Consider the following 24,099-nt stretch of genomic DNA (forward strand, 5'->3'; position numbering starts at 1 on the left):
ATGGGTAAAAAGCAAGACATGCCACCTCAGCACCGATCACCCGACCAGCCGGAGCCAGGCGGGCAGAATAGCCACCCTGGCGTCGTCGACTCCAGGGCCAGCTCAGCGGTCGATGCCGAGCAGGCGGTCCCGCAGTCCGTTGATCCCGAGCTCCAGGCGGCGCGCGACGAGGCGCAGGCGAACTTCGCCCGCTATCAGCGGCTCGCCGCCGACTTCGAGAACTACAAGCGCCGCACCCGGGTGGAGCTGGCCGACCGCACGCAGTATGCCAACGAGGAACTGCTGCGCAAGCTGCTGCCCATCCTCGACAATCTCCGTCGCGCGTTGGACCATGCGCCCGAAGGAAGCGACCGCAACTGGTTCGACGGCCTCCGCATGGTCGTGCGCCAGTTCGAGGACACCTTGCAGGCGCAGGGCGTTTCGCCCATACCGGCCGTCGGCGAAAAGTTCGATCCGTCGAAGCACGAGGCGATTGCCCGCGAGGAGACCGACGAGCACGAAGAAGGCACGATCGTCGAGGAAATGCAGCCCGGTTACCGGCTCCACGAGCGGGTCCTCCGGCCGACGCTGGTCAAGGTTGCTCACCCTCGCGCGTTAAAGTCCTAGTACTCGTCTATGGCGATCAAGCGGGATTACTACGAGGTCCTCGGCGTTTCTCGGACTGCCAGCGCCGAAGAGCTGAAGCGCGCCTATCGGAAGCTGGCGCTCCAGTTCCACCCCGACCGCAATCCCAACGACCCGCAGTCCGAAGCCCGCTTCAAGGAGGTCAACGAGGCCTACGAGGTCCTCAGCGACCAGGCCAAGCGTCAGCGCTATGACAGCTTCGGCCACGCCGGCACCCAGGGCATGCCGGGCTTCGATTTCGGGGGTGCCGGCTTCGGCGGCATCAACGATATCTTCGACATGTTCTTTGGCGCTGCGGCCGGCGGACGTGCGCGCAGTGGACCGCGCCGTGGCGATGATCTTCGTCTCGACCTGCGGCTGACCTTCGAGGAGGCGGTCTTCGGCGTCGAGCGCGAGCTGACCATTCCGCGGGCCGAGCCGTGCGAGGCCTGCAACGGAAGTGGCGCCGAGGCGGGCACCTCGCCACAGACCTGCCCGCAATGCCGCGGCGCCGGCCAGGTACGGCGCGCTACCCAGTCGATCTTCGGGCAGATCGTCAACGTCGCCGCCTGCCCCCGCTGCAACGGCGAGGGCAAGGTGATCGAGAAGCCCTGCCGGGCCTGCGGAGGCAGCGGACACCGGCCCGGGGAAAAGAAGGTTCGCGTGAACATTCCAGCGGGCGTCGACAGCGGCTCGCAGATCCGGCTGACCGGTGAAGGCCAGGTTGGCCCGCGCGGTGGCGGCCCGGGTGACCTGTACATCGTCATCCAGGTCAAACCCCATGCGGTGTTGAAGCGGAACGGCACCGATGTCGTCTACGAGCTGCCCTTGAGCGTGGCGCAGGCCGCGCTGGGCGACACGGTCGAAATCCCGACCGTAGACGGGCCGGAGCGCATCGAGATTCCGCCCGGCACGCAGTACGGGAAGACGATCCGAATCCATGGCCGCGGCGTCCCACACGTGCGCACGGGACGTCGCGGTGATCAGTTGGTCTTTGTGCGGGTGGTCATTCCCACCAACTTGACCGAGGAACAGAAGCAGGCACTACGCCAGCTGGGCGGTGTCAGCGGCAAGCCGCAACACATCGAGAAGGGCTTTTTCGACAAGTTCAAGCACGTCATCGGTCTCGAGTAGCGAAAGCGAGACCCTTAGACTAGCCCGGTGTCGACCGCGTTTCGTATTGCCCTGTTGATCGCCGTGGCCGGCATCGCGCTCGCGCTCCTGCTCGGCCCAGCCTGGCGCGGCAGTTTTTACCGGAGCTGGCTGCGGCCGCGACTGGTGGCGGTTGGGGTGTTGCTCGTCCTGGTGGCTGCGAGCGAGTATCTCTTTCGCGTCATCACGGCCATCAGGAGCCGCTGATGGCGCGCACCTTCCACGTCACCTTCGTGAGAAGCGGGACGACGGTCGACGTGGCCGAGAACGAAGGCATTCTTGGAGCCGGGCTGCGGGCCGGTCTCCCGCTCGCCTACGACTGCCGGAAAGGCCGCTGCAAGACCTGCATGGTCAAGGTCGATGGCATCATCGACCAGACCGAGGCGTGGTTGATCAGCAACGAGGAGCTTGCCGAGGGCTACGCGCTCATCTGTGTCGCTAAGCCTCGAAGCGACCTTCGCATCCACGCCTGATGCGCTTCACCATCATCGATCTCCTCATCCTGGTGGCGCTCGTCTTCGCCATCGCCAGTGGCTATCGTCGCGGCTTCTGGCTCTCGCTGGCGCAATATGCCGGCCTCGTGATCGGCGTCGTCATCGGCGCCGCCCTGGCGCCGCTCCTGATGGACGCGCTGAACATCACCGATTCGACGGTGAAGTCGGTGGGGGCGGTGCTGGTCCTGATCGTGCTCGGCGCTATCGGCAGCAGCGTCGGCTACTGGGTCGGCGAGCCGATCCGACTTCGACTGTTGGCGCACCCAGAAAGTGGCCGGATCGACAGCTACGCCGGCGCCGCCTTCTCCGCGGTTGCGCTGCTCTCCGTGTCCTGGTTCCTCGGACTGAGCCTCAAGGGCGGTCCCACCCCCCAGGTGGCGAGCGCCATTCAGCGTTCCGCCATCCTGCGGACTCTGGATTCCGTGTTTCCCAAGCCGCCCGCTTTCCTGGCGCGCGTCGAGACGATCGTATCCGGGGTCAACTTTTCGGCCGCATTTGCCGGGCTGGAGCCGATTGCCCCATCCCCCCTGCCGCTGCCCGCCTCCGTCAACACGGCCGGCATCAAGGCTGCGGCTTCGGAAACCCTGAGGATCCGGGGCCTCGGCTGCGGCGGCATTGTCTACGGCAGTGGTTTTCCGGTCGGTCCCGGTTTGGTGTTGACGAACGCCCACGTGGTGGCGGGGACCCAGCACACCAAGGTGCAGGGTCCCACGACGGGGACGCTCCTCGATGCGCGGGTCGTCGTCTTCGACCCCGAGCGCGACGTGGCGATCCTCTATGTGCCGCGGCTGGCGCTGGCGCCCATCAACGAGGCTGCCGCGCGGCCGGGCACCCAGGGGGCCGCGATCGGCTACCCGGGTGGCGGCGACGAGAAGGTGAGTCCCGCCGTGGTCAACGGTGAGGTGCAGGCGGAGGGCCGCGATATCTACGGACAAAATCTCGTCGTGCGGCACATCTGGATCGTGCAGGCCGACGTGCTCCCAGGCAATTCGGGCGGCCCGTTGGTCGATATCGATGGCAACGTCGTTGGTGTCATCTTCGCCGCCTCCACCAGCCAGCAGGGGACGGCATACGCCCTGACCGATGCCGAGGTGCAACCCGATATCGACCAGGCCCAGGGACGGACCGAGCCCGTTTCGTCGGTCGGCCCCTGCGCGATGTAGCCGGACGGCGACCCGCTACGTCGAGCGCCTAAGTTAGCGCAAAAATTCCCCAACTGCCGCTCCACGATTCGCCGGGCTGGAGAATGATCAGGCCGTCGCCGCTGCGGAAGGCGTTCGGAGCACACGTCATGGGTTCGATGGCAATGCTGTGCCTCCGCCGAGCCCGGTCCGGGATCGCGTCCGGCGTGTAGACCATCAGAAACTTGTAGGCCGGGTCCATCCAGAGCGTGATCCGGGGGTCGCCCGCCGGAGCCTGGAGGTGAACCCGGATCAGTCCATCGCTGTCCGCAACCAGGTTGGCGAAAGCCGTATCCATCCTCAAGGCCCCGATCGCCCGCAGTTCCAGGAAGTCGTACGCCGTCCCGCCATTCGGGAGCACGCGTCCCGTCGGGATGAGCCGGTCGTTCAATTCGAGCCGCATCAGCGCCGGCATCTTCAGTAGCGCCTGGTCGATCAGGGTCCCGACCGTGAAGTAGGGATGGTGTCCGGCACCGTAGGGGGCGGCCTGCTGTCCGACGTTGGTCGCGGTGGTCCGGATGGCAAGGCCGCCGGCCGAAAGGCGGTAATCGACGTCGAGGCGGAGCGTGAACGGATACCCATCCTGCGGATGGAGGACGAGCGAGATCAGCACCCGGTCCCCGGTCTGTTCGACGGCGGTCCAGTTCAGCCAGCGGGTCAGGCCGTGCAGGGCGTTGTGCCGCGCCGGCTCGGAGATCGGCGTCTGGTGCATCCGGCCGGCAAATTCGTACTGGCCATCCTCGATCCGGCTGGGCCAAGGGAGCAGAACCTGCCCACGACCGATGGTGGCCATTTCGTTCTCCGGAAAACCGTCCACGACATCACGGTCGCCGACCGTGTAGGCACGGAGCCCGGCTCCCACTTCGGTCACGACCGCGCGCTGATCGCCGGAAGTCAGGATAAACTGCTGCCCAGAGGGTGGAATGGCGGACACTGCCACCGGATAATAGGATGGTGGCGCGCCTCAAGCTCTCGCTCTCTGCCGGCGGCTGGGTGATCGCCCGCCAGCACGCGCCCGTGGATAGTGACGGTAATGTCCGCTGGTCGCACGGGTTGCTTCCATAGCCGAGCCGGCGCTGCTCGCGGAAGACACCGTCGACGCGGACCCACTGAAGCAATTCGCCGCGTGGTTCGCTGACGCGGTCGCGGCCGGCGAGATCCTTCCCGAGGCCATGACGCTCGCCACCAGCACGCGATCGGGTGAGCCTTCGGCGCGCATGGTGCTCCTCCGAGGTGTTGACGAGCGAGGCTTTGGCTTCTTCACCAACTACGACAGCCAGAAGGGGCGCGAGCTGGCCGAGAACCCGCGGGCGGCGCTGGTCGTCTACTGGCCGAAGCTGGGGCGGCAGGTGCGCGTCGCGGGCCCCGTCGCCAAGCAGTCGGCCGAGGAATCGACGGCCTACTTCCACAACCGCCCGCTGGCGAGCCAGCTGAGTGCCCTGGCGTCGCCGCAGAGCCAGGTGATTCCGAACCGGATCGTCCTGGACGATTCGGTTGCAGCCCTGAGCAAGCGGTATAAAGACGGTCCCGTGCCTTTGCCGCAGAACTGGGGTGGATACAGGGTCATTCCGCAATCGATCGAGTTCTGGCTGCACCGCGAGAACCGCCTGCACGATCGCATTCGCTACTCGCGGCAAGCGACAGGTAGCTGGCGAATCGAACGGCTCGCCCCCTAAAAACGACGGAGCCCCGGTGAGTGCACCGGGGCTCTTGAGGAAGGAGGGGGTTACTTGTTGCGGTAGGCGATGGTCGCGGCGTCGAAGTTGTGGCTCGCGTCGTAGGTGCCCGCTCCGCTCAGCCGCATCCCGGCCTTGATGTCGTTGAGCGAACCGGCTTTGCGCTGATGCTTCCCGAGGATTTCGAAATACTTCGTGCTGTTGTTGACGGTCAGCTTGACGTCCTTGCCGTCGCGAGTGCGAATCGTGATCACGTTGCCGGTGACGTTTTCGACTTTCCCGGCGAGGTGCGCGCGGCCGATGCGAATCCGCTTCGCGTAAAGCTTGCCATCATGCGCTTCGAACCGAACGGCGACGTGGCTGTTGACTTCGATCTCAGACCAGTGTGCGGTCCGGCCAGCGATGATCACCACCGTCTTATCCGTGGAGAGGAACGTCTTGCTGCCTGCCTTCGCATTCTTCACGGTCAGCTGTGTCGCACTGATCGCGGTGACCGTCCCGCCGAACACGTCCTTCGCTGCCGGCCGCTGTGCCTTGGCCGGGTTCGCCGCCGCTGTTGCCGCCGGCGCCGCCATGGCGCCCGTGGCCAGCACGGCCGCCAAAATGCCCGCTGTCGCGATTCCTGCGAATACCTTGCCGATCATTTCTAAAACGCCTCCTGTGTTTTCGACGATTTCGATAGGGCCAGTGTCGCGCCGCCGGATGAGACCGTCGGCGGCACCTGCTGAGACAGCGCTGAGAGCCTCTTTCGAGCCTGATCTTCACGGTTATTAGCCGGCTCGCGACCATTCCCGGGCCCCGATTTGACAGTCGGGTTAACGTCCGCGAAAGGTCGAACTCCTGTTAGGTCCGCCGTAGCCTTGCGACCGTATCGTCGACCGTAATGGGTTCGGCTGTCACCTTTCACCTCGCCGAGCCGGACTTGCCAGTTGAAGACCTGCTGAGTGCTCTCGCGGGCCGCGACTACGGTCCCATTACCGAGCTGCTGAACGACGACACCATCAGCGAGATCATGGTCAACGGGCCGAACCAGGTGTACGTCGAGCGCAAGGGTCAGCTCAGCCCGGTGGACGTCCAGTTCGCCAGCGACGCCGAGCTGATCCGGGTGATTCGCGAGATCGCCGCCTTCGTCGGGCGCCGGATCGACGAGGAGTCACCGATGGTCGACTGCCGCCTCCCGGACGGCTCGCGGGTCAACGCCATCATTCCGCCCCTGGCCATCGACGGCGCGTCGCTGACCATTCGAAAGTTCGCGCGGGATCCGTACACGGTCCAGGACCTGATCAATTTCGGCTCGCTCACGGCAGAGGCGGCGGGCTTTCTGGAAGCCTGCGTGAAGGCTCACTTCAACATCCTGGTGGCCGGCGGCACCGGCTCGGGCAAGACCACGACGCTGAACGTCCTGTCGTCATTCATCCCGGACACCGAACGGGTGGTCACCATCGAGGATGCCGCGGAGCTCCAGCTCCGCCAGCCCCACAAGGTCCGTCTCGAGTCGCGGCCGGCGCGGGCCGACGGCACCGGACGCGTCAGTATCCGGGAACTCGTCGTCAACGCGCTCCGCATGCGGCCGGACCGGATCGTGATCGGGGAGTGCCGCAGCGGCGAGGCGCTCGACATGCTGCAAGCGATGAACACCGGGCACGACGGCTCGCTGACGACCATCCATGCCAACTCGCCGCGCGACACGCTGGCCCGGCTGGAAACGCTGGTCCTCATGTCCGGCGTCGACCTGCCACAGCGAGCCATCCGCGAGCAGATCGCCTCGGCGATCCACCTGATCGTCCAGCAGTCACGACTGCGCGACGGATCACGCCGCATCATGAACATCACCGAGATCGTCGGTCGCGAGGGCGACACGATCACGCTGCAGGATGTCTTCCTCTTCGAGGAAACGGGTGTCGATGGAAACGGAAAGATCCAGGGCAAGCTCAGCCCGACGGGGATCCGTCCGACCGCCATGGCCAAGATCTATTCCAAGAAGGTGGCGCTCACGCCAGCGCTGGCCGCCCTCTATCCCGATCGCAAAGCGCCGGACTTCACACTGGGGGTGCGTCGATGAAACTTGTACAACCGGAGCCGATCGACACGGAGATCGTGCGCGACATCGCGGCCGATATGCGGGGCGAGCTCGACCGGGTCCAGGAGCAGATGGCCGAACTGACCCGCGAGCACCAGCGAGCGCAGGCGCTCAAGCAGATCTTTGGGACAGACCCGCTCACACGCGATCGCTTCAACCACCTGCATGCCAACATCGACCAGTACCCTGGAAAGATGGCCGAGCTGCAGGAGGAAGAGCGGCTGCTGACGCGCTGGCTCGACCGCTGCCGCGACTTGCTCGAGAGAAAGGCCGCCTAGCTCAGTCGACTAGATCTCGACCGCGCGGACGATGAAGTCGCGGGTGCCGTCCCAGGTCCAGCACGTCTGCAGCGTCAGGGACGAGCTTGGGGTCGCGCCCAGCGGCCACATCTGCGTATTAGCCACGATGGTCGTCGAGCTGACCCGGTAGGTGTGGACTCGGCCCGACGGATCGCCGTAGAGAACGATATCGCCGGCGTGCAGCCCCAGGATCGGCGTGAAGACTCCCGGATTGTGCGCCATCACGTAGATGTTGTTGGCTCCGGCGCAACTCCAGCGCCAGGTGCCCCACCGCGGAACCGGCGCCCGTCCCAGGCAGTCGCTGTACCAACCGACGGGTTGGCTGAGACCGAGCCGCGGAATGACGATGGTGTTGGCCCGGGCGACCGGCGCCGGCCGGGGCTTAGGCGCAGGCGGCGCGACGGGCTGGATGGCACTTGCGACTGGCGCCGCAACCAGCGGCATCGGGCTGGCGGCCGCCGTGGCCAGCACTTGCAACGCGGCCAGGGCTTGCTCCTCCTTGAGCTCCTGCTTGAGCAGCCCACGGTGCGCTGCGTCACTTGAGGCGCGCTGGACAGGATTGGCGGCCGCCGCCATGGTGATCGGAGCGGGGTGTGACGTGAGGAGCGGAAAGCTCAGGAGCCAGACAGCGACGCCGCCGAGCAGGGGGGCGCGCCAGCGGCGCAAAAGAGCGGCCATGGGTCGGGCAACGCGCGCGCGGCGCCTAGGTTTGCGCCGTTTACATGATCGTCACGCGCCGGTCAGACACGGAGAGTGACGGCGAGTTACGCGATCTTCGCCTGGGCCTGTGCCGGACCGACGTAGCGCTCGACCAGCGCGATCAGCTCGTCGAGCTCATACGGCTTGGTGAGGCATTCGGCACACCCCGCCGCGATCGCGGTCTCCCGGTCACCCACCATGGCGTGGGCGGTGATCGCCACCACAGGGATGTGCGCCAGCGTCGGGTCCGCCTTGAGCGCCCGGGTGGCCTCCCAGCCGTTCATCTCCGGGAGGGAGAGGTCCATGAGGATCAGCGCAGGCTTGAGCACCCCCGCCATCGCCACGGCTTCACGGCCGTTGCGCGCGAGCTCGCTGCGGAAGCCGCGCGAGCGCAGGATCTTGAGCGCCATCTTTTGCATTGTCGCGTCGTCTTCGACCACGAGGATCAGTTGGTTCATGCGGCGGCTCCTTGCGTTTTACTCTGACCCAACATCTGGCGAACCGCGTTGGTCAGGCCTTCCGGTTCGATCGTTCCCTTCGCCACGAATCGCTGGATATGTCCATTCAGGGTGAGCACGTCTTCGGCCGTCAACTCCTTGGCGCTGACGATCATGACGGGGATGCCAGCGGCCGCGGGCTGGGCACGCAAGCGGGCGACCATCTCGAAGCCACTCATGCCGGGCATCATCAGGTCCAGGAGGACGAGATCGGGCGGCGATTGCGCGATCAGCGCCATCCCCTCATCGCCACTGGCTGCGGCGATCACCTCAGCTTGCTCCTCCTTGAGGATCTTGGTGAGCATCGTGCGCGCCTCAGGATCATCGTCGACCACGAGTACCCGCCGGCCCGCGAGCGTCGGCAACAGGCGGTGGATCTTCGCGATCAGCGCGCCGCGATCGTAGGGTTTGCCCAGATAGTCCGAGGCGCCCAACGCGAACACCAGCCGCTGGTCCTCGACGATCGTGACCACCAGGACGGGGATGCCAGCCGTTTGCGGATCTTCCTTGAGTTTCTCGAGCACCCACCAGCCGGACGCGTCCGGCATCATGATGTCGAGGGTGATCAGCATCGGCCGGCTTTCGCGCGCGAGCTGCAGCGCGTCCGCGGCGTTCGATGCCTGCACAGTCTTCCAGCCTTCCTGCTCGAGGTGGCGGCAAATCAGCTGCCGGACACTGGCGTCGTCGTCCACGACCAGGATGACAGTCCCGGACAGCCCCTGATTCGGGCGGCGCAGAGGGCGTCGTTGAGCCGGTCCGGCCGCGGCCGTTCCCGCCGCCCAGGCCGGCACGGTAAAGGTGAATGTGCTGCCCAGTCCAGGCTCGCTAATGACCGTGATCGCGCCGCCGTGCATCTCGACCAGCTTGCGCACGATGCTCAGGCCGAGACCTGTGCCACCGTGCCGCCGCGTGCTGCTGCCATCACCCTGGACGAATTCATCGAAGATGACTCGCTGCGACTCGCTTGAAATCCCGATGCCGGTGTCCTTGACGGCGATCCGCACCATGCGGCCGGACGGCTGCGCACTGATCTCGATGTGGCCGCGCTCGGTGAACTTCACGGCGTTGGAGAGCAGGTTGATCAGGATTTGTTTGAGCCGCGCGGCATCGGCCTCGACCGCGGGCAACCCTGGTCCGAAACGGGTGTCGATTCGCAGCCCCTTCTCCTGGGCGAGCGGGCTCATGCTCTCCAGCATCGAAGTGATCAGGCCGGGCAGCTCGACCCGCTCCAGCGTAAGGTCCATCTTGCCGGCCTCGATCTTGCTCAGATCGAGGATCTGGTTGATCAGGGCGAGCAATGATTGCCCGCTCTTGTTGACCTGCAGGATGTCTTGATGCTGGTCCTCGTTGACCGGCCCGTCGATCCCGTCGAGTAGGATCTGGGAGAAGCCGATGATCGCCGACAGCGGCGTACGCAGCTCGTGCGACACGTTGGCGAGAAACTCAGACTTCAGCTTGTTGGCGCGTTCGAGCTCCTGATTGGCCGCCTGGAGCTCCGAGGTCCGCTGCGAGACCTTCTCCTCGAGCGTCTGGTAGGCGCCGCTGAGGCGGTGGGCCATCTGGTTGAAGGTGTGGGCGAGGGCGCGCAGCTCTTTCGCCGCGAACTGTTCGCGCACCTTGAGCGGGGTTACGAAGTCGCCCGAGGCGATCCGGCTGGCAGCCCGGTTGAGCTCATCGACCGGGCGGGTGATCCAGGCGGCGCCGAGGAAGCCGAGCACCAGCGCCAGCACGATGGCCACCACCAGCCATTCGACCGTGCTCTGGATCAATGGGGTCAGCTCGGAGCGAAGCTCGGCGACCGGCTGAGACACCCAAACCTTCCAGGCGACGACCGGCACCGTGGCGAAGCCGGCGGCCCGCGGGACGTTCCCGTCGGGGTCGGTGTACCAGCTCACGCCCGTTTCCTGCCCCAGCGACTGCTGGAAGATGGCCGACGAGGAGAGATCCTTGGCCTCGAGCCGCCAGTCGTCACGCGGATGCGCAATCACCCGGCCGCGACGGTCGACCACCACCGCCTGGCCGTTCACGCCGATCCGGCTGTAGGTCGACAGGCGCTGAACCTCCGAGAGGTTCACCGTGCCGGCGAGAAACCCGACCAGGTGGCGGCCCGTGTCGAGGATGGGAACGGCAATGACGACCGCGGCCACGCTGGAATCGCCTTTGGAGCGCACGACGTCTGAGTACTTGGGTCCAATTCGGCCGGGGTTGAGCACGTCCTTGACATAGTTCCAATCGGCGTAGTCGACGCCGACGCCGGCCGGCGGCGCCGCGGCGACCGCTCGTCCCGCCAGGTTCCCCACGTAGAGCTGGAGCAGCGCGGGTTGGGCGGAGTGGGCGGCGGCCAGCTCCTGGTTCAGGTGCGTCGGGTTGAAGGTCGAGTCATTCAGGTGAGGGATGTCCGAGTCGTTGTCGGACTCGACCTGGGACGCCGTGCTCTGCAGCGCCGAGGTCTGATCCAGCAGGTAGCCGTAAATCGCCTGCGCCAGGCTTTCCGCCATCGGCTCGTGCTTCTGCTGGATGCTGCTGTTCTGGGTAGTGAAGAGCGCCGAGATTCGCTGGGCGCCGAAGAAGACCAGGGGGCCAACCCCGACCATGAGGAAGCCCACGCTGATGTACCAGCGCAGGCTGTGCATCGAGGACCGGCCGGCGTCGGCCGAGGGCGCGCCCACATCGCGAGTAACGGCTTGCCAAGATCAACTTTGCGCGCCACTCGCACGTACGCCGTCACCGGATCGTTACGCTGAACCTATGCCAGAGCCGCGCAAAGCACGCATGACCGCGAAGGATCGCGCACGCCTGGCGGCGGAGCGACTCAAGACGCTCTACCCGGCGGTCTCCGAGCTGGAGCACACGAATGCCTTCCAGATGCTGGTCGCGACCATCCTGTCGGCGCAGACCACCGATCGATCCGTCAATTCCGTCACGCCGGCACTCTTCGCCCGATACCCGGACGCCGCCGCGCTGGCCCATGCCAATCCGGTGGAGGTCGAGGCGATGATCCGGCCCACCGGGTTCTTCCACGTGAAGGCCAAAACGATCATCGGCGCCAGTGCAGCCCTCGTCGAGCGCTTCCATGGCGAGGTGCCACCGCGCATCGAGGATCTCGTCACGCTGCCCGGCGTCGGTCGCAAGACCGCGAATGTTGTGCTCGGCGTCGCCTTCGGCATCCCCGGGTTCGCCGTCGACACCCACGTCAAGCGGCTGACGCGGCGCCTCGGCCTGACCAAAAGCACCGATCCGGTCAAGATCGAAGCCGAGGTGACGAGGATGTTGCCACCGGAGGAGTGGACCGGGTTCAGCCTGCGCTTGATCCTGCATGGCCGCCGGATCTGCCTCGCCCGGACTCCCCGCTGCCCCGAGTGTGTGCTGAACGACTTCTGCCCGTCATCCACCGTGGGAACCAAGGGCGGCCGCCGGCCCTTGACGGCGACGGCGGCCAGCGTAAGGTTGGCGCATGGCCGAGGGACCACCCGCAAACGCCCCGGGCGCGGTCGTTAGCCAGCCGCCGCGTCGAGGACGCCGTCAGTCGACGGTGGTGGGCGGGCTGTTCGTCCTGATCGGGGCGATCCTGCTAGCAGGTCAGTTCGTGCATGTCGACATCGGACACTATGGCTGGCCGTTCTTCGTCATCGTCCCCGGTCTTGTCATTCTTTTTGTCGCCCTGACCGCGAGCGGAGCCGTCAGCGAGGGCCTTGCCATCCTCGGCAGCATCATCACCGTCACGGGACTAATCCTTCTCTTCCAGGATGCGACCGATCACTACGAGAGCTGGGCCTACGCCTGGGCGGTGGTCTTCCCGGGCGCGATCGGCCTGGGCATGATCCTATATGGCTTGACCGCTCGCCGCCCTGGGAACGTCCGCGCCGGGACACGGCTGATGGGTATCGCGCTGGTTCTGTTCCTCCTGGGTGCCGCCTTCTTCGAAGGCGTCATCGGCATCGGCGGCTACCAGTTCGACCACAATGCCGGCGTCGTCCTCGGGGTGATCATCATCGCGTTGGGCGCCGTCATGCTCGTCCTCAATCTGAGCTCGAGCGGTCGCCGCTCGCCGTAAGCCAACTACACTAGGCGTCGTGCGCATCGGCGTTCTCACCGGCGGTGGCGATGCTCCCGGTCTCAACGCAGCCATCCGCGGCGTCGCGCGCCGCGCGTTTCAGCAGGGATTCCAGGTCAGCGGCATCAAGAACGGCTGGGCCGGGTTACTCGGCGCCGGAGATCTCGAGGATCTGACACCAGCGTCGGTGCGCGGCATCCTGCCGCTCGGCGGCACCATCCTGGGCACCTCGCGCACCAACCCGCTCAAAGAGAAGGGGGGCGTCGAACAGGTCATCGGCCTGCTTAGTGGCAGCGGCGTCGACGGCCTGGTCGCGATCGGTGGCGATGACACCTTGTCGGTCGCAGCCGCCATGAGCGACGCCGGCTACCCGGTCGTCGGCGTCCCGAAGACGATCGACAACGACCTCTCGGTCACCGAGTTCTGCATCGGCTTCGACACCGCGGTCGGGGTCGTCGTCGAGGCCCTCGATCGGCTGCACACCACCGCCTCCGCCCATCATCGCGTGATGGTGGTCGAGGTGATGGGTCGCGACACCGGGTGGGTTGCGATGGTGGGTGGCCTGGCCGGCGGCGCCGACATGATCATCATCCCGGAGTTTCCGGCCGAGCTCGAGTCGGTCGTCGAGCACCTGCATCATCGTCGCGGTGAAGGCAAGGACTTCAGCATCATCGTCGTCGCCGAAGGCGTGAAGATGCGTGCCCTCGAGCCGGCGACCGCGCTGGCGGGCGGAGCGGAGAAGCGCGATGCCTTCGGCCACATTCAGCTCGCCAAGCAAGGCGTCGGCGATGCCCTCAGCACCCGGATCGAGGATGCGACCGGCTTCGAGACTCGGGTCACCGTCCTCGGCCACCTGCAGCGCGGCGGCTCGCCTTCCCCGGTCGACCGAATCTGGGCGACCCGCCTGGGAGTCGCGGCCACCGACCTGCTGGTCGACCGCAAGGCAGGGATGATCCCCATCCGGCGCGATGGACGGGTCGCGGTGGTGCCGTTGCGGGACGTGATCGCGGAAACCCGCCGGGTGCCGCGCGAGCTCTACGACTTACAGCAAGTCTTCGGCTAGAACTAACCGGGCCGTGGCGTCGTCCAGCGGCCCATCGCGCACTCGGCCGAAATGACGATGGCCTCGTGTGCGCCTACAGGCCGCATCCGACGCCGGCCCTATTACGCGCGAAAGCGCGGCTCGGCCTGCGGCCTCGCTAACCCGTCCGGCGTTTCTGCCGGTAGAGCGTGGCGTCGGCGGACGCGAGCAGGTCCTCGGCCGTCGCGCCGTCTTGCGGAAAGTTCGCCAGGCCGAGGCTGACCCCGGGGATCTGGAGCAACTCGCGGCCCGCCATGAATCGGTGGCGCGCGATGCCATCCGCGATGCGCTGCGCCACGCTCGCCGCCGCCGCGGCGGGCGTCGAGGGCAACAGGACGACAAACTCATCGCCGCCGTAGCGGGCCACCACGTCTTCGCCGCGGACTGCGTCCATCAGCGCATTGGACACTTCACGAAGAAGCGCGTCACCCGCGAGGTGGCCGTAGGTGTCGTTGATCCGTTTCAGCTCGTCGACGTCGAGGAAGACGATCGAGAAGGTCTCGCCGCCCTCGCTGGCGCGGGCGATCTCCTGCTGGATGCGCTCGAGGAAATGCCGGCGGTTGTTGAGCCGGGTCAAGGGATCATGGCTCGCCTCACGTTTGAGTGTGTCGTGGAGCTGCGCCACCTCGAGGCACGAAGCCAGCTGGGATGCCACCGCCGACATCAGCGCGACGTCCGCTTCCGAAAAGGCATCGGTCTGCTGGCTCTCGGCGTTGAGCACCCCGACGACGCGACCTCGGCTCATGAGCGGAAAGGCCAGCTCGGAGCGAACCTGATCGTCCAGGCCGATGTAGCGCGAATCCGCCTGGACATCAGCCACGATGTGCGGCACGCCGTGCACGTAGACCCAGCCAGTAATGCCCTCGCCGACCGGGATGGTGAGCCCCGTGATGTCCAGCGAGTAGCCGCTGTGCGCACCGACGCGCAGCTCGGTCGCATCGTTGACGGGCAGCAGGATCGACACCATGTAGTAGCCCATCACTTCGCGGATGATGGTGACAATGCGTGTCAACAGCGTGTCCAGGTCGAGCACGGCCGTCGTCTCCTGCGCGATCCGATAGATGATCCGAAGCTCCCGCGAGTCGGCGACCGAGAGGATATCTCTGACGCCGGTCGGCGCCGAATGCGAGGAAAACAATGCCGAGGTCAGCTCCTGAAACCATGGCGTCCGGCCCGACTCCGCCTCGCGACACATGAGCACGAAGGCCTCCGTCAGTTTCGGATCAAGGTTGATGCCGGCGAACCGGGTCAACTCCTCCAGGCCCTCGGCCACGGTCGTCTCGGTCTTGGTCGGCAGATCGAACGTGACATTGAAGAAGGCGTTGACCACCGAGATGATCCGGGTCTCGACCGGGATGGCCTCACCCTTCAAACCGTCGGGGTAGCCCTCGCCGTTGAACCACTCATGGTGAGCCCGGACCAGGGGTGCCAGGTCGGCCAGGGGTTTGAAGCGGCGCAGGACGTCCGCCGCGACGACCGGGTGCGTCATCATCAACGCCCGTTCCTCGCCGTCCAGCCGGCCACGCTTCTTCAAGATGCTGTCGGGGAGATTGATCTTGCCCAGGTCTTGCAGCAGCGCGGCGTAACGCACCCTCCGCCGGCGAGCTGCATTGAACCCGAGGCGCTGGGCCAGTCGCTCTGCCAGCGCGGCGTGCTCGTAGGAGCGGCTGTGCAGCGCCTCGCGCAGCTCGATGGCGCCCGCCAGTGTCAGCACCATGGCGTCTTCCGTCTCTCGGGATTCCTCGAGGAGCCGCGCCGTTTCGAGGGCGGCGGCCGTCTGGTTGGCGAACGCCATCACGGCCGGCAGGTCGGACTCGCGCAGCCCGGGGCCGATGACGGAGATAGCCCCGATCGCCCCATCACCGACGACGAGGGGTGCCGAAATCACCGTGTTCAACTGGAGCAACTCGCTCAGGCGCCGGGCGTTGCCGGCCGCCGAGGGATGAAGGACCATCGCGACCCGCCCGACCAGCTCGTCGTGGTCGCCAACGTACTTCGGCTTGAGGGTGGCGCAGACCTCCTGCAAGATGGGGATGCGCTCGAACGGGATGAACGTCCCAACCCCTTGACGCCCGGTAAGCTTCGCGAGCTCGGCGGCCGGCGGCAGCGCGTGGACGAAGGCGGTTGTCAGACCTTTGCCATCGGGGGCTCGATCGAAAAAATAGGTCGACAGTCCCGCGTCCGCCAGGCGGCTCCCAACGGCCCCGAAAATCGAATTTCGGTCGAGGTGCTGGAGGGCCTGGACTCCAGCCTCGCCAAGCGCTCGCACCAGCGTTGCCGCGGGCGCGTCCGTTCTTCCCCCAGACGCATCGCCGGCCATCTGGGCCAGAAACTGGTTGAAGCCCGCCTCAGCTAGGCGTTCCGGGCGAAAGAACCAAACCCGGCCGATCTTCTCCCCCGGTAGCCGGCCATCGCGCGCCTGACGCCGAACGACTTCGGGATGCCGCTGAATCGCTGCCGCGACCTCCTCGACCGAGAGGAGGTTGGGCAGCTTCATGGCGAGGGGCATCGCCGGTTGTGTGACGCGACGCTTCACTGCTCCCTGCAACGAAGGAAGGTCACGCTTCCTACGTCTTACAACCAGTGGACGCTCCCCCATCCGGGCCGATGCCCGAGCGCCGCACCATCCTGATCACGGATGACAGCAGCGCCAATCGAGACCTGCTCTCCGGGCAGCTTTCAAACCTTGGCTTCTGGACGGAAGCCGCCAACAACGGGGAAGAGGCGATCCGCGTTGCCCGCAAGCTCAAGCCGGACCTGATCTTGATGGATATCGAGATGCCCGTGATGAACGGCCACGAGGCGACCAAGCGACTGAAGGCCGACCCCGTGACCGCTGAGATCCCGGTGTTGATGATGACCGGATTCGATCCGCGGCCGGAACGCGCCAAGATGGTAGAGGCGGGCGGCGATGACCTGATCGTCAAGCCGATCGGGCTGCGCGACCTCCAGGTGCGGGTTCGGGCGTTGCTCCGCCTCAAGGAATTGCGCCGCGACCTCACCAGCACCCAGGAAAGCCTTCGCGAACTGGTAAAGCGCGAGAACCCAACCGAATCGAAGGCGCCCTTCGACGACCGCGTCGCCCTCACCGCCCAGGCGCTGGCCCGTTTGATCGGCCTCGATGCCGAGGATCAGGAGGTCGCCTTCCATGCCGGGCTGCTGCATGACATCGGCCAGATCGGCATCCCCGAGGCGCTCCTCACCAAGCAGGGCAGGCTTTCACCGGACGAGTTCGACCAGATCAAGCAGCACACCATCCTGGGCGCCGAGATCGCCGGACCGTTTCGCCCGGCGACCGTGCTGGCGCCGGCCATCCGGCATCACCACGAGCGCTGGGACGGCACCGGCTACCCTGACAAGCTGCAGGGCCCGGCCATCCCTATCATGGCGCGCATCGTCTCGGTGGCCGACGCCTTCCTTGCCATGATCACCGACCGGCCCTACCGGCCGAAGCACACCGTGGCCAAAACCCTCGAGATCCTCGCCGCGGGCTCCGGGACCCAGTGGGATCCCCGTCTCGTCGCCGCCTTTGCGACGTCATCGCTGCCCCAACGGATCGCCGGTGCCGTTGAGGGCGACCAAGCCAAAATCGCCTGACTCACCGGGCCGTGGCGTCGTCCAGCGGCCCATCGCGCACTCGGCCGAAATCACGATGGCCTCGTCTGCGTGTACAGGCCGCATCCGCCGCCGGCCCTATTACGCGCGAAAGCGCGGCTCGCCCTGCGGGCTCGCTAGTTAAAAATGCAGGCGGCGTTGCCCTGGATTGTGCCGTGGACGCTGCCCCTGGGCGGCGATGCCTTGTAGGTGAACAGCTCGGTGCCCGCGGGCGGGACAGCGGCATTCCAGTTGGCGGTCGAGCTGTGCAGCAGGCTGCCCATCAGCAGCTCGGCCTCGTTCACGGTCGCGTTGGCGGCCGGCGTTGCGACGTCCGCCGCGCCGGGAAGAGCGGCCGGCGCCGCGTTGCCGACCGGGTAGACGCCGTAGGTGTTCCAGTAGAGGTCGGCCGCGCCCTGAATGGTCGCGCCATCCGTCTTCATGCCGTTGCAGGCCGCGTTGGCGTTGACGCCTGAGATGTTGAAGAGGACGATCGCGGCAAGGATGCCGAGGATGGCGATCACCACCAGCAGCTCCACGAGCGTGAAGCCTCCCTGGTGGCGGTGCGAGCGCCGACGCGCATCGTTCAGCGTGGCGATGAACATGTTGTTTTCCTTTACCGCGTCGATTTGAGCGTGTCGATTAGTTGAAGATGCAGGCAGCGTTGCCCTGGATCGCGCCATGGACGGTGCCCTGGGGCGGTGATGCCTTGTAGGTGAAGAGCTCGGTGCCGGCCGCCGGAGCCGCCGCGTTCCAGTTGGCGGTCGAGCTGTGCAGCAGACTGGCCATCAGCAGCTCGGCCTGGTTCACGGTCGTGTTGGCGCCCGGGGTAGCCGCGTCTGCCGCGCCGGGAAGAGCGGCTGGCGCCGCGTTGCCGACCGGGTAGACGCCGTAGGTGTTCCAGTAGAGGTCGGCCGCGCCCTGAATGGTCGCGCCGTCGGTCTTCATGCCGTTGCAGGCCGCGTTGGCGTTGACGCCGGAGATGTTGAAGAGGACGATCGCGGCGAGGATGCCGAGGATGGCGATGACCACGAGCAGCTCCACGAGCGTGAAGCCTCCCTGGTGGCGGTGCGAGCGCCGGCGCGCATTATTCACTCTCGCGAGAAGCATGTTGTCCTATACCTCCTAACTCTCTGTCGAGCCTAGGGCCGTAATCTTGCGAGATTCGTTAACGCTTCCTCAGCGGAGTAGCAGTTGCGTCACGGCCACCGTAATGGAGCCCAGGGCCAGGAGGACGAGGACAAGCGCCACCAGCGGTCGCCGAACGCGGTTGGGCGGCCGTGCCGGGGCAAAGTCGACGCCGATGTAGTGATCAGGCCGCGACACGGACGTCACCTCCCTGCGACGGTGTGAGGCGGTCGTGCCAGTGGACCGGCTGGAGCAACCCAAGGCCGGCCAGGTGCGCCTGCCAGGGGAAATCGGCCGGGGCGCGAAATCGCGGGGTTGGTTCCGTGACGGCGAACGCAAAGCGGCTCCGCGCCTGCTCCATGCCACCGTCGACGAAGGCGAACCGCCCACTCAAGTAGAGGGACGTCTCGCGCCCGATCGAGACATCCGGCTCGGCGCTGCGGACGAACTTCACCAGCGCATTCAATGAGAACGTCAGCTCGTCGAGCTGGCCGGCGACGTCGTCGGCGGCGGCGTCCAGTGTGAAACTGCGGAAGAAGCGCGGGCGTCCGGCGACCATGAGGACGAGCGTGGCTTCGCTCTGTGACCAGTCCAGCAGCAAGCCATCGGTAGCCGCCACGCCGCGCGCCAGCGCCAGCGGCTTGAGGTCGATTCGCTCCGGCTGGAGGCCGGCGGCGGAGAGCGCCCGGGTGGTGCCGTCGATCATGTCGCGCCGCGCGGCGACCAGGTAGATGCGATAGCCTTCCGGGGCACGATCCGCGTGCCAGGCGTAATAGACGTCGCGCGGGTCCATCGGCACCAGTTGCCGGCCCTCGAAGAGGACGGCACCGGCCAGCTCGCTCGTGGGGAGCGCCGGGAGACGGAAGTCGCGAATCGCGATGCCCTGGTCGCCGATGGCGACGCGGGTTCTCTTCGCGTGAAACGAGTTCGCCTCGACGGCGCTCCGTATGGCCGTCGTCAGCAGGGCGGTCGGCATCCCGTCCTCGAGCGCTCCCTCCGGCAGCGTGACCTCGGCATGCCGGATCACACGGCTACCGTCAGCCTCGAGCATTCTGAGCTCGCGCCATCCGATCTCCAGGGTCAGCAGCGTGCTCACTGATAGGCCTGCCAGCTGACCATCCACGGGTTCCCGGCTGCGCCCGGAGGGTTTTGAACGAATTCCGCGCGGAGGATCCGTGAGATACCGGTCGCCGTCACCTTGATGTCCGAAACGGGATTGGCGGCGGTGCACGCGGCGGGAGCCGTCATGGTGACGGTGACCGTGACGTTCCCCGTGGGGTAATTGAGCGTGAACGCCGGCGGGTTGAATGGCCCGCACAGCGGTCCGGCGATTCGCGCGTACTGCAGGCCATAGGCGAGCCCCGCGTCCAGCGCGTAGGTTTCCCGGGTATCGGTCTGCACCGAGGCCTGCCGGAGGAAGGCGCCGCTCGCCAGCCGCAGCGCGGCCCAGATGAGCAGGAGGAAGGCGGCCAGGAAGACGAGGACCAGCAGCAGCGCCTGGCCCCGTTGGCGGCGGTGCCTGGATGCCATCAGAAGCATCCCCGCGTGCCGACACGCTGGCTGACGCGGAGGGTGACCGCAGCGGCGCCGACCGCGGACGGCCGCATCGTGACGGTGATCGCGCAGACAGGATTCACCGCGCGTGCGATGGTGACGGACTGCATGCCACGCGCAGCCACCGAGGTCGAACCCCCGATGGTGCGCGTCAAGTTGTTCGCCGCGTCGATGCGGTAGACCACGACGGTGGCCGGTGGGACTCCATAGGTCACCTGCAGGGTTCCAGTATTTCGTGTGATCGTCCCGGTCGTAAAGGTCGTGGCACTGCTCAGGTCGCGCACCAGCGTGAGCGTAGCGCCGCTCACCGCCTTGCCGGCCGCGATCTGACGCGTCTCGGTGGTGAAGGCCCGGTACCCGACCACCGAGGCGCCTGCCAGCGCCAGGGACACCAGGGTCGTGAGGAGCAGGCCGAGCATCATCTCCACCAGGCTGAAGCCGGCTTGGGGCTTGCCGCGGCGGCTCATGGCCGCACCTTGAAAAAGCTGAGTGTTTCTGTCCCGCGCGCGGCCGCGGTCACTGTCAGGACGACCTCCTGTAGCCCGACGTCGTTGTTCGCGGCGGTGAACGTTTGGTTGGCGGGATTGTAATAAAGGATCTGGACTGCGAACGCGTAGCCGGGCGCGGCCACGTTGGCGTATCGGCGCGGCTTCGCGGCGTAGGCCTGGCTCTTGATGAACTCGGCTTCGGAACGTGTAAGACGGTCCAGGTTGGTCGTGACCCCGTAGCGTCGGGTCGCCAGGCTCACCGACGAGAACGCACCAAGGATCGCGACGATGATCACGCCCAACAGGGCGATCGCCACCATGGTCTCGACCATGCTGAAGCCGCCCGAGCGGCGGCTCACTTCAATGCTCCGATGAGCCCATACATCGCCGAGATCAGCGACACGGCGATGAATCCGACGACGAGCCCAACGCCCACTGTCATGATTGGCTCGATCAGTGACGTCATGGCGCGGATCCGGTACTCCAGTTCTTCCTCATAGAAGTCGGCGGCCTGCTCGAGGTAGGCGTCCAGCGTGCCCGTCTCTTCGCCGACGCGGACCATCTGAGTCATCATCGGCGGGAAGAGGCGGGTTCGAGTCAGGGGTCCGGCGAACCCGTCGCCGCCCGTCATCTGGTCCTTCATGGTTGCCAGCTTCTTCTGGAAGACGCGGTTTCCGGTGCCGGCGATGACCGCGTCGAAGGTCTGTCCGAGAGGCACGCCCGCCTTGAGGACCATCGACAGCATGCGCGCGAAGCGGTTGAGGATGGCCGAGAGGACGATGGGCCCAAGGACCGGAAGCTTGAGGAGCAGCGCGTCCTTCGCCATGGCGCCCCGCTCGGTGCGCAAGGCGACGGCGATCGCGACAGCCACCGCTGCGACGGCACCGCCGATGGCGAGGCCCCAATGCTGCGTGAAGTTGACGAAGCCGATCAGGATCCGCGTCGACAGGGGCAGCTCGACGCGAAACTCGGCGAAGATCTTGACGAACGCCGGCAACGCAAAGAAGACGAGGATGATGACGACGCCCGTGGCTACCACCATGATGACCGCCGGGTAGATCATCGCGGCACGCACGCGGCGGAAGGTGTTGAGGTCTCGCCGCAGGTAGCCCGCCAGGTCCCTGAGCGTCGCGTCAAGGTTTCCCGTCAGCTCCGCAACGCGCACCAGGTCGACATAGAGGGTCGAAAAGACCCTTGGGTGCTTCGCCAGCGCCTCGGAAAGGTTCTGTCCTCGCTCGAGGTCGTCCAGCACGGACAGGATGACGCGCCGGAAGAGTGGCGAGGCCGTCTCCTGGGCGATGGTACTAAGGCCGCGGCTCATGGGGACGCCAGCGCTGACAAAGGTCGCGAGCTGTCGCGTGAAGAGAATGATGTCGGCCTTCGAGATCTGATACAGGGATGGAAAATAGTCCGGCAGCATCCTTCTCGGCCGTGCCGGCGCAATGCGCACGACCTTGAGGCCCTGCGACCAGAGGGCCTGCTCGGCGGCAGACGTGCCCGAGGCGTCGATCGTGCCGTCCTGGCGCTTTCCAGATTCGTTGTACGCGCGGTACGCGAAGCTAGGCATCGAACTGCTCGCTCACCTGGACCGAGCGCATTACCTCTCCGATGGTGGTCAACCCCTGGTCGATCTTTTCCACGCCGGACTCTCGAAGCGTCTTCATCCCATCCTCGACCGCCTGTCGCCGCAGCGCGTCAGGATGGGAGTCGCGGATCATCAGGCGCTTGATCGCGTCGGTGACGGGCAGCACTTCGAAGATGGCAATCCGGTCGTGAAAGCCCGTGTGCGAGCAATGCGAGCAGCCGGTGCCACGGTGGAAGGTCGCGCCCCGGCCGCCCATGGCGCTGTAGAACTCGAACTCCGCGAGTGGCGGCTTGTACGTCGTGCGGCACTGGTCGCAAATGCGGCGCACCAGTCGTTGCGCCTCCACCCCGATCACCGCCGAGGTGACCATGAACGGCTCGATGCCCATCTCGAGGAAGCGGTAAATCGCGCCGACGGCATCGGTGGCGTGCAGCGACGAGAGAACCAGGTGACCCGTCAGTGCCGATTGTACGGAAATCTCGGCTGTCTCCTTATCGCGGATCTCTCCGACCAGGATGGCGTCCGGGTCCTGACGGAGGATGGAGCGCAGCCCGGTTGCAAAGGTGATGCCCGCCAGGCGATTGATCTGGATCTGGTTGATGTTCTCGAACGTGTACTCAACCGGATCTTCGATCGTCATGATGTTTTGCTCCATCCGGTCAAGCTCGCTGACGGCGGCATAGAGGGTGGTCGTCTTGCCGCTCCCGGTCGGCCCGGTGACGAGGACCATGCCGTAGGGCGACTGGATCAACTCCTGGAACGCCTTCAGCGAGGTCGGCGAAAAACCGAGCGCGTCGAGTCGAAGGATGGAACGGGATCGCTCGAGCAGGCGAAGCACCACCTTCTCGCCCCAGATCGTTTCTATGGTGCCGACGCGGATATCGAGCGGCCGGCCGTCCACCGTCGTTTGGATCTGGCCGTCCTGACTGTGCCGGCGGTCGACGATATCAAGGTTCGCCAGCAACTTGATGCGCGATGAAATCGGCGCCGCGAGGGTGGCGGGGAGCTTGGTCGCGTCGTGCAGCACGCCGTCGACCCGAAAGCGGACCCGCAGATGGTCCTGCTGCGGCTCGATGTGGATATCGGAGGCGCGCTCATCGGCGGCCTGGGCGATGATCAAATCCACGATCTGGACGACCGGGGCATCCTGCTTGACGTCGGCCAGCCGGCGAATGGGCTGGCCGGGCTGCAGTGACTCTTGAAAGGAGCGGACGTTGCGGTCAACGCCGGTGCGCAGCTTGTAGGACTGAGTGATCGCCCGCTCGATCTCCGAGCGAACGCCTAGCATCGGTTTGATGCGCTTGCGCGTGAGCACCTTGAGCTCCGCGAAGAGCGCCAGGTCGCCCGGGTCGACTGTGGCAACGTCGAGCACGTCTTTCTCGAGGCGAATGGGAAGGATGGTGTGCTCGCGCGCGTAGGCCTCGGGGATTAGTGAGAGCGCGTCTTTGTCGATGCGCGCGCGGGTGAAGTCGATCTGGGGCACGTTGAAGTGCAAGCTCAGCACGCCGGCGAGGGCCTTCTCATCGACGAGACCCTGGGCGAGCAGCACCTGTCCCAGCGGAAGGCGCTGGACTCGCTGGGCGGCGAGCGCGCTCTCCAGTTGCTCGGCTGTCAGCAGGCCATGCTCGAGCAGCAGCTCGCCCAGGCGTTTCTCCGGGCGGGCGCCGAAGCGGCCTTCCGGCTGGCGCTCGACGTCGCTCACGTCACGTCCCGTGGTGAGCCCTGCAGCCGCCGCTGGATCGCCTGAAGATCCTCGAGGGTGAACCGCAGGTGTCGGCCTGGAGTGCGAAATGCCGGCTGGATGTCGCCGCGATTCACGGCGCGGATCAGCGTTGACTTACTGATCCCCAGCCAGCGAGCCGCCGCGCTCGTCGACAGCGCCGGCTTCATATGTTTCCAACCGGAGCAAACGCGTCAACCGGTGCAAACCTGCG

General features: G+C 66.2%; 28 protein-coding genes. 12 read left to right on the plus strand and 16 right to left on the minus strand.

Translation table 11 applies throughout. From position 1 onward, the window contains the following. From grpE to VHK65_05035, 5 genes are read left to right on the plus strand one after another with little or no spacing between them, the layout of a single operon-like run. Entirely contained in the window at nt 1–606 is a 606-nt protein-coding gene (gene grpE / locus VHK65_05015; protein HVS05510.1) for a nucleotide exchange factor GrpE, read from the plus strand. Between the two features lie 9 nt (nt 607–615). Beyond that, entirely contained in the window at nt 616–1,737 is a 1,122-nt protein-coding gene (dnaJ, locus tag VHK65_05020; protein HVS05511.1) for a molecular chaperone DnaJ, read from the plus strand. Between the two features lie 27 nt (nt 1,738–1,764). Further along, complete coding sequence (locus VHK65_05025; GenBank protein ID HVS05512.1) at nt 1,765–1,962, plus strand: hypothetical protein; 198 nt, start codon at nt 1,765–1,767, stop codon at nt 1,960–1,962. Next, complete coding sequence (locus VHK65_05030; protein ID HVS05513.1) at nt 1,962–2,228, plus strand: 2Fe-2S iron-sulfur cluster-binding protein; 267 nt, start codon at nt 1,962–1,964, stop codon at nt 2,226–2,228. The genes VHK65_05025 and VHK65_05030 overlap by 1 nt, the downstream gene beginning before the upstream one ends. Beyond that, entirely contained in the window at nt 2,228–3,412 is a 1,185-nt protein-coding gene (locus tag VHK65_05035; GenBank protein ID HVS05514.1) for a MarP family serine protease, read from the plus strand. The genes VHK65_05030 and VHK65_05035 overlap by 1 nt, the downstream gene beginning before the upstream one ends. Before the next feature lie 28 nt (nt 3,413–3,440). Here the strand turns inward: VHK65_05035 and VHK65_05040 are convergent, their stop codons facing one another. After that, nucleotides 3,441–4,364, minus strand: coding sequence for an aldose 1-epimerase family protein (locus VHK65_05040; GenBank protein HVS05515.1), 924 nt, complete (start codon nt 4,362–4,364; stop codon nt 3,441–3,443). 142 nt (nt 4,365–4,506) lie between these two features. Between VHK65_05040 and pdxH the strand changes: the two genes are divergently transcribed. Further along, nucleotides 4,507–5,106: a pyridoxamine 5'-phosphate oxidase gene (gene pdxH / locus VHK65_05045; protein ID HVS05516.1), complete on the plus strand. Its 600-nt coding sequence runs from the start codon at nt 4,507–4,509 to the stop codon at nt 5,104–5,106. A gap of 50 nt (nt 5,107–5,156) precedes the next feature. On the opposite strand, the gene VHK65_05050 is transcribed toward pdxH, so the two are convergent. After that, nucleotides 5,157–5,750, minus strand: a complete 594-nt coding sequence (locus tag VHK65_05050) for a DUF5666 domain-containing protein (protein HVS05517.1) — start codon at nt 5,748–5,750, stop codon at nt 5,157–5,159. A gap of 239 nt (nt 5,751–5,989) precedes the next feature. Between VHK65_05050 and VHK65_05055 the strand changes: the two genes are divergently transcribed. Both VHK65_05055 and VHK65_05060 read left to right on the plus strand, forming a co-directional pair. Further along, complete coding sequence (locus tag VHK65_05055; GenBank protein HVS05518.1) at nt 5,990–7,168, plus strand: CpaF family protein; 1,179 nt, start codon at nt 5,990–5,992, stop codon at nt 7,166–7,168. Next, nucleotides 7,165–7,464: a hypothetical protein gene (locus VHK65_05060; protein HVS05519.1), complete on the plus strand. Its 300-nt coding sequence runs from the start codon at nt 7,165–7,167 to the stop codon at nt 7,462–7,464. The genes VHK65_05055 and VHK65_05060 overlap by 4 nt, the downstream gene beginning before the upstream one ends. Before the next feature lie 9 nt (nt 7,465–7,473). Here VHK65_05060 and VHK65_05065 read toward each other — a convergent pair whose 3' ends face one another. The 3 genes from VHK65_05065 to VHK65_05075 form a co-directional block, all read right to left on the minus strand. Continuing rightward, nucleotides 7,474–8,163: a sortase gene (locus tag VHK65_05065; protein ID HVS05520.1), complete on the minus strand. Its 690-nt coding sequence runs from the start codon at nt 8,161–8,163 to the stop codon at nt 7,474–7,476. A gap of 86 nt (nt 8,164–8,249) precedes the next feature. Continuing rightward, on the minus strand, nt 8,250–8,642 hold the full coding sequence (locus VHK65_05070) for a response regulator (GenBank protein ID HVS05521.1): 393 nt from the start codon (nt 8,640–8,642) through the stop codon (nt 8,250–8,252). Beyond that, nucleotides 8,639–11,350 carry a response regulator gene (locus VHK65_05075; protein HVS05522.1) on the minus strand — a complete coding sequence of 904 codons (2,712 nt, stop codon included), beginning with the start codon at nt 11,348–11,350 and terminating at the stop codon, nt 8,639–8,641. The genes VHK65_05070 and VHK65_05075 overlap by 4 nt, the downstream gene beginning before the upstream one ends. A 79-nt stretch (nt 11,351–11,429) precedes the next feature. Between VHK65_05075 and nth the strand changes: the two genes are divergently transcribed. From nth to VHK65_05090, 3 genes are read left to right on the plus strand one after another with little or no spacing between them, the layout of a single operon-like run. After that, nucleotides 11,430–12,179, plus strand: a complete 750-nt coding sequence (nth, locus tag VHK65_05080) for an endonuclease III (protein ID HVS05523.1) — start codon at nt 11,430–11,432, stop codon at nt 12,177–12,179. Then, the gene (locus tag VHK65_05085; GenBank protein ID HVS05524.1) at nt 12,136–12,735 is read left to right on the plus strand and encodes a hypothetical protein; all 600 of its coding nucleotides are present in this window, start codon (nt 12,136–12,138) and stop codon (nt 12,733–12,735) included. The genes nth and VHK65_05085 overlap by 44 nt, the downstream gene beginning before the upstream one ends. Before the next feature lie 19 nt (nt 12,736–12,754). Further along, the gene (locus tag VHK65_05090) at nt 12,755–13,798 is read left to right on the plus strand and encodes an ATP-dependent 6-phosphofructokinase (protein ID HVS05525.1); all 1,044 of its coding nucleotides are present in this window, start codon (nt 12,755–12,757) and stop codon (nt 13,796–13,798) included. Nucleotides 13,799–13,934: 136 nt separating this feature from the next. Here VHK65_05090 and VHK65_05095 read toward each other — a convergent pair whose 3' ends face one another. Further along, nucleotides 13,935–16,352 carry a diguanylate cyclase gene (locus VHK65_05095; GenBank protein ID HVS05526.1) on the minus strand — a complete coding sequence of 806 codons (2,418 nt, stop codon included), beginning with the start codon at nt 16,350–16,352 and terminating at the stop codon, nt 13,935–13,937. 71 nt (nt 16,353–16,423) lie between these two features. Between VHK65_05095 and VHK65_05100 the strand changes: the two genes are divergently transcribed. Next, on the plus strand, nt 16,424–17,413 hold the full coding sequence (locus VHK65_05100; GenBank protein HVS05527.1) for an HD domain-containing phosphohydrolase: 990 nt from the start codon (nt 16,424–16,426) through the stop codon (nt 17,411–17,413). Nucleotides 17,414–17,547: 134 nt separating this feature from the next. On the opposite strand, the gene VHK65_05105 is transcribed toward VHK65_05100, so the two are convergent. The 10 genes from VHK65_05105 to VHK65_05150 all read right to left on the minus strand — a co-directional run bounded on the left by VHK65_05105 (nt 17,548) and on the right by VHK65_05150 (nt 24,055). Further along, nucleotides 17,548–18,015, minus strand: a complete 468-nt coding sequence (locus VHK65_05105; protein ID HVS05528.1) for a prepilin-type N-terminal cleavage/methylation domain-containing protein — start codon at nt 18,013–18,015, stop codon at nt 17,548–17,550. 37 nt (nt 18,016–18,052) lie between these two features. Continuing rightward, nucleotides 18,053–18,520, minus strand: a complete 468-nt coding sequence (locus VHK65_05110; GenBank protein HVS05529.1) for a prepilin-type N-terminal cleavage/methylation domain-containing protein — start codon at nt 18,518–18,520, stop codon at nt 18,053–18,055. 69 nt (nt 18,521–18,589) lie between these two features. Then, nucleotides 18,590–18,736, minus strand: coding sequence for a hypothetical protein (locus tag VHK65_05115; GenBank protein HVS05530.1), 147 nt, complete (start codon nt 18,734–18,736; stop codon nt 18,590–18,592). After that, nucleotides 18,723–19,634, minus strand: coding sequence for a pilus assembly protein PilM (gene pilM / locus VHK65_05120; protein ID HVS05531.1), 912 nt, complete (start codon nt 19,632–19,634; stop codon nt 18,723–18,725). Before pilM ends, VHK65_05115 begins: the two co-directional genes overlap by 14 nt. Then, nucleotides 19,631–20,068 (minus strand): hypothetical protein, encoded by a 438-nt coding sequence (locus VHK65_05125; GenBank protein HVS05532.1) that lies wholly within the window; start codon nt 20,066–20,068, stop codon nt 19,631–19,633. Before VHK65_05125 ends, pilM begins: the two co-directional genes overlap by 4 nt. Further along, nucleotides 20,068–20,559: a prepilin-type N-terminal cleavage/methylation domain-containing protein gene (locus tag VHK65_05130; protein HVS05533.1), complete on the minus strand. Its 492-nt coding sequence runs from the start codon at nt 20,557–20,559 to the stop codon at nt 20,068–20,070. The genes VHK65_05125 and VHK65_05130 overlap by 1 nt, the downstream gene beginning before the upstream one ends. After that, nucleotides 20,556–20,939 (minus strand): prepilin-type N-terminal cleavage/methylation domain-containing protein, encoded by a 384-nt coding sequence (locus VHK65_05135; protein ID HVS05534.1) that lies wholly within the window; start codon nt 20,937–20,939, stop codon nt 20,556–20,558. Before VHK65_05135 ends, VHK65_05130 begins: the two co-directional genes overlap by 4 nt. After that, nucleotides 20,936–22,147 carry a type II secretion system F family protein gene (locus VHK65_05140; protein HVS05535.1) on the minus strand — a complete coding sequence of 404 codons (1,212 nt, stop codon included), beginning with the start codon at nt 22,145–22,147 and terminating at the stop codon, nt 20,936–20,938. Before VHK65_05140 ends, VHK65_05135 begins: the two co-directional genes overlap by 4 nt. Beyond that, nucleotides 22,140–23,867 (minus strand): GspE/PulE family protein, encoded by a 1,728-nt coding sequence (locus VHK65_05145; GenBank protein ID HVS05536.1) that lies wholly within the window; start codon nt 23,865–23,867, stop codon nt 22,140–22,142. Before VHK65_05145 ends, VHK65_05140 begins: the two co-directional genes overlap by 8 nt. Further along, nucleotides 23,864–24,055 (minus strand): helix-turn-helix domain-containing protein, encoded by a 192-nt coding sequence (locus tag VHK65_05150; GenBank protein HVS05537.1) that lies wholly within the window; start codon nt 24,053–24,055, stop codon nt 23,864–23,866. The genes VHK65_05145 and VHK65_05150 overlap by 4 nt, the downstream gene beginning before the upstream one ends. Nucleotides 24,056–24,099 lie beyond the last annotated feature (44 nt).

Source organism: Candidatus Dormiibacterota bacterium (genome assembly GCA_035544955.1).
Taxonomy (GTDB): Bacteria; Chloroflexota; Dormibacteria; order CF-121; family CF-121; genus CF-13.

Bases quoted from the DNA above. Each gene is read 5' to 3' on its own strand.
- grpE (HVS05510.1), top strand. From the start codon at position 1: ATGGGTAAAAAGCAAGACATGCCACCTCAGCACCGATCACCCGACCAG.
- VHK65_05070 (HVS05521.1), bottom strand. From the start codon at position 8,642: ATGAACCAACTGATCCTCGTGGTCGAAGACGACGCGACAATGCAAAAG.
- VHK65_05055 (HVS05518.1), top strand. From the start codon at position 5,990: ATGGGTTCGGCTGTCACCTTTCACCTCGCCGAGCCGGACTTGCCAGTT.
- VHK65_05035 (HVS05514.1), top strand. From the start codon at position 2,228: ATGCGCTTCACCATCATCGATCTCCTCATCCTGGTGGCGCTCGTCTTC.
- VHK65_05110 (HVS05529.1), bottom strand. From the start codon at position 18,520: ATGCTTCTCGCGAGAGTGAATAATGCGCGCCGGCGCTCGCACCGCCAC.
- VHK65_05125 (HVS05532.1), bottom strand. From the start codon at position 20,068: ATGGCATCCAGGCACCGCCGCCAACGGGGCCAGGCGCTGCTGCTGGTC.
- nth (HVS05523.1), top strand. From the start codon at position 11,430: ATGCCAGAGCCGCGCAAAGCACGCATGACCGCGAAGGATCGCGCACGC.
- VHK65_05150 (HVS05537.1), bottom strand. From the start codon at position 24,055: ATGAAGCCGGCGCTGTCGACGAGCGCGGCGGCTCGCTGGCTGGGGATC.
- VHK65_05100 (HVS05527.1), top strand. From the start codon at position 16,424: ATGCCCGAGCGCCGCACCATCCTGATCACGGATGACAGCAGCGCCAAT.
- dnaJ (HVS05511.1), top strand. From the start codon at position 616: ATGGCGATCAAGCGGGATTACTACGAGGTCCTCGGCGTTTCTCGGACT.
- VHK65_05065 (HVS05520.1), bottom strand. From the start codon at position 8,163: ATGGCCGCTCTTTTGCGCCGCTGGCGCGCCCCCCTGCTCGGCGGCGTC.
- VHK65_05030 (HVS05513.1), top strand. From the start codon at position 1,962: ATGGCGCGCACCTTCCACGTCACCTTCGTGAGAAGCGGGACGACGGTC.
- VHK65_05060 (HVS05519.1), top strand. From the start codon at position 7,165: ATGAAACTTGTACAACCGGAGCCGATCGACACGGAGATCGTGCGCGAC.
- VHK65_05140 (HVS05535.1), bottom strand. From the start codon at position 22,147: ATGCCTAGCTTCGCGTACCGCGCGTACAACGAATCTGGAAAGCGCCAG.
- VHK65_05130 (HVS05533.1), bottom strand. From the start codon at position 20,559: ATGAGCCGCCGCGGCAAGCCCCAAGCCGGCTTCAGCCTGGTGGAGATG.
- VHK65_05105 (HVS05528.1), bottom strand. From the start codon at position 18,015: ATGTTCATCGCCACGCTGAACGATGCGCGTCGGCGCTCGCACCGCCAC.
- VHK65_05085 (HVS05524.1), top strand. From the start codon at position 12,136: ATGGCCGAGGGACCACCCGCAAACGCCCCGGGCGCGGTCGTTAGCCAG.
- VHK65_05050 (HVS05517.1), bottom strand. From the start codon at position 5,750: ATGATCGGCAAGGTATTCGCAGGAATCGCGACAGCGGGCATTTTGGCG.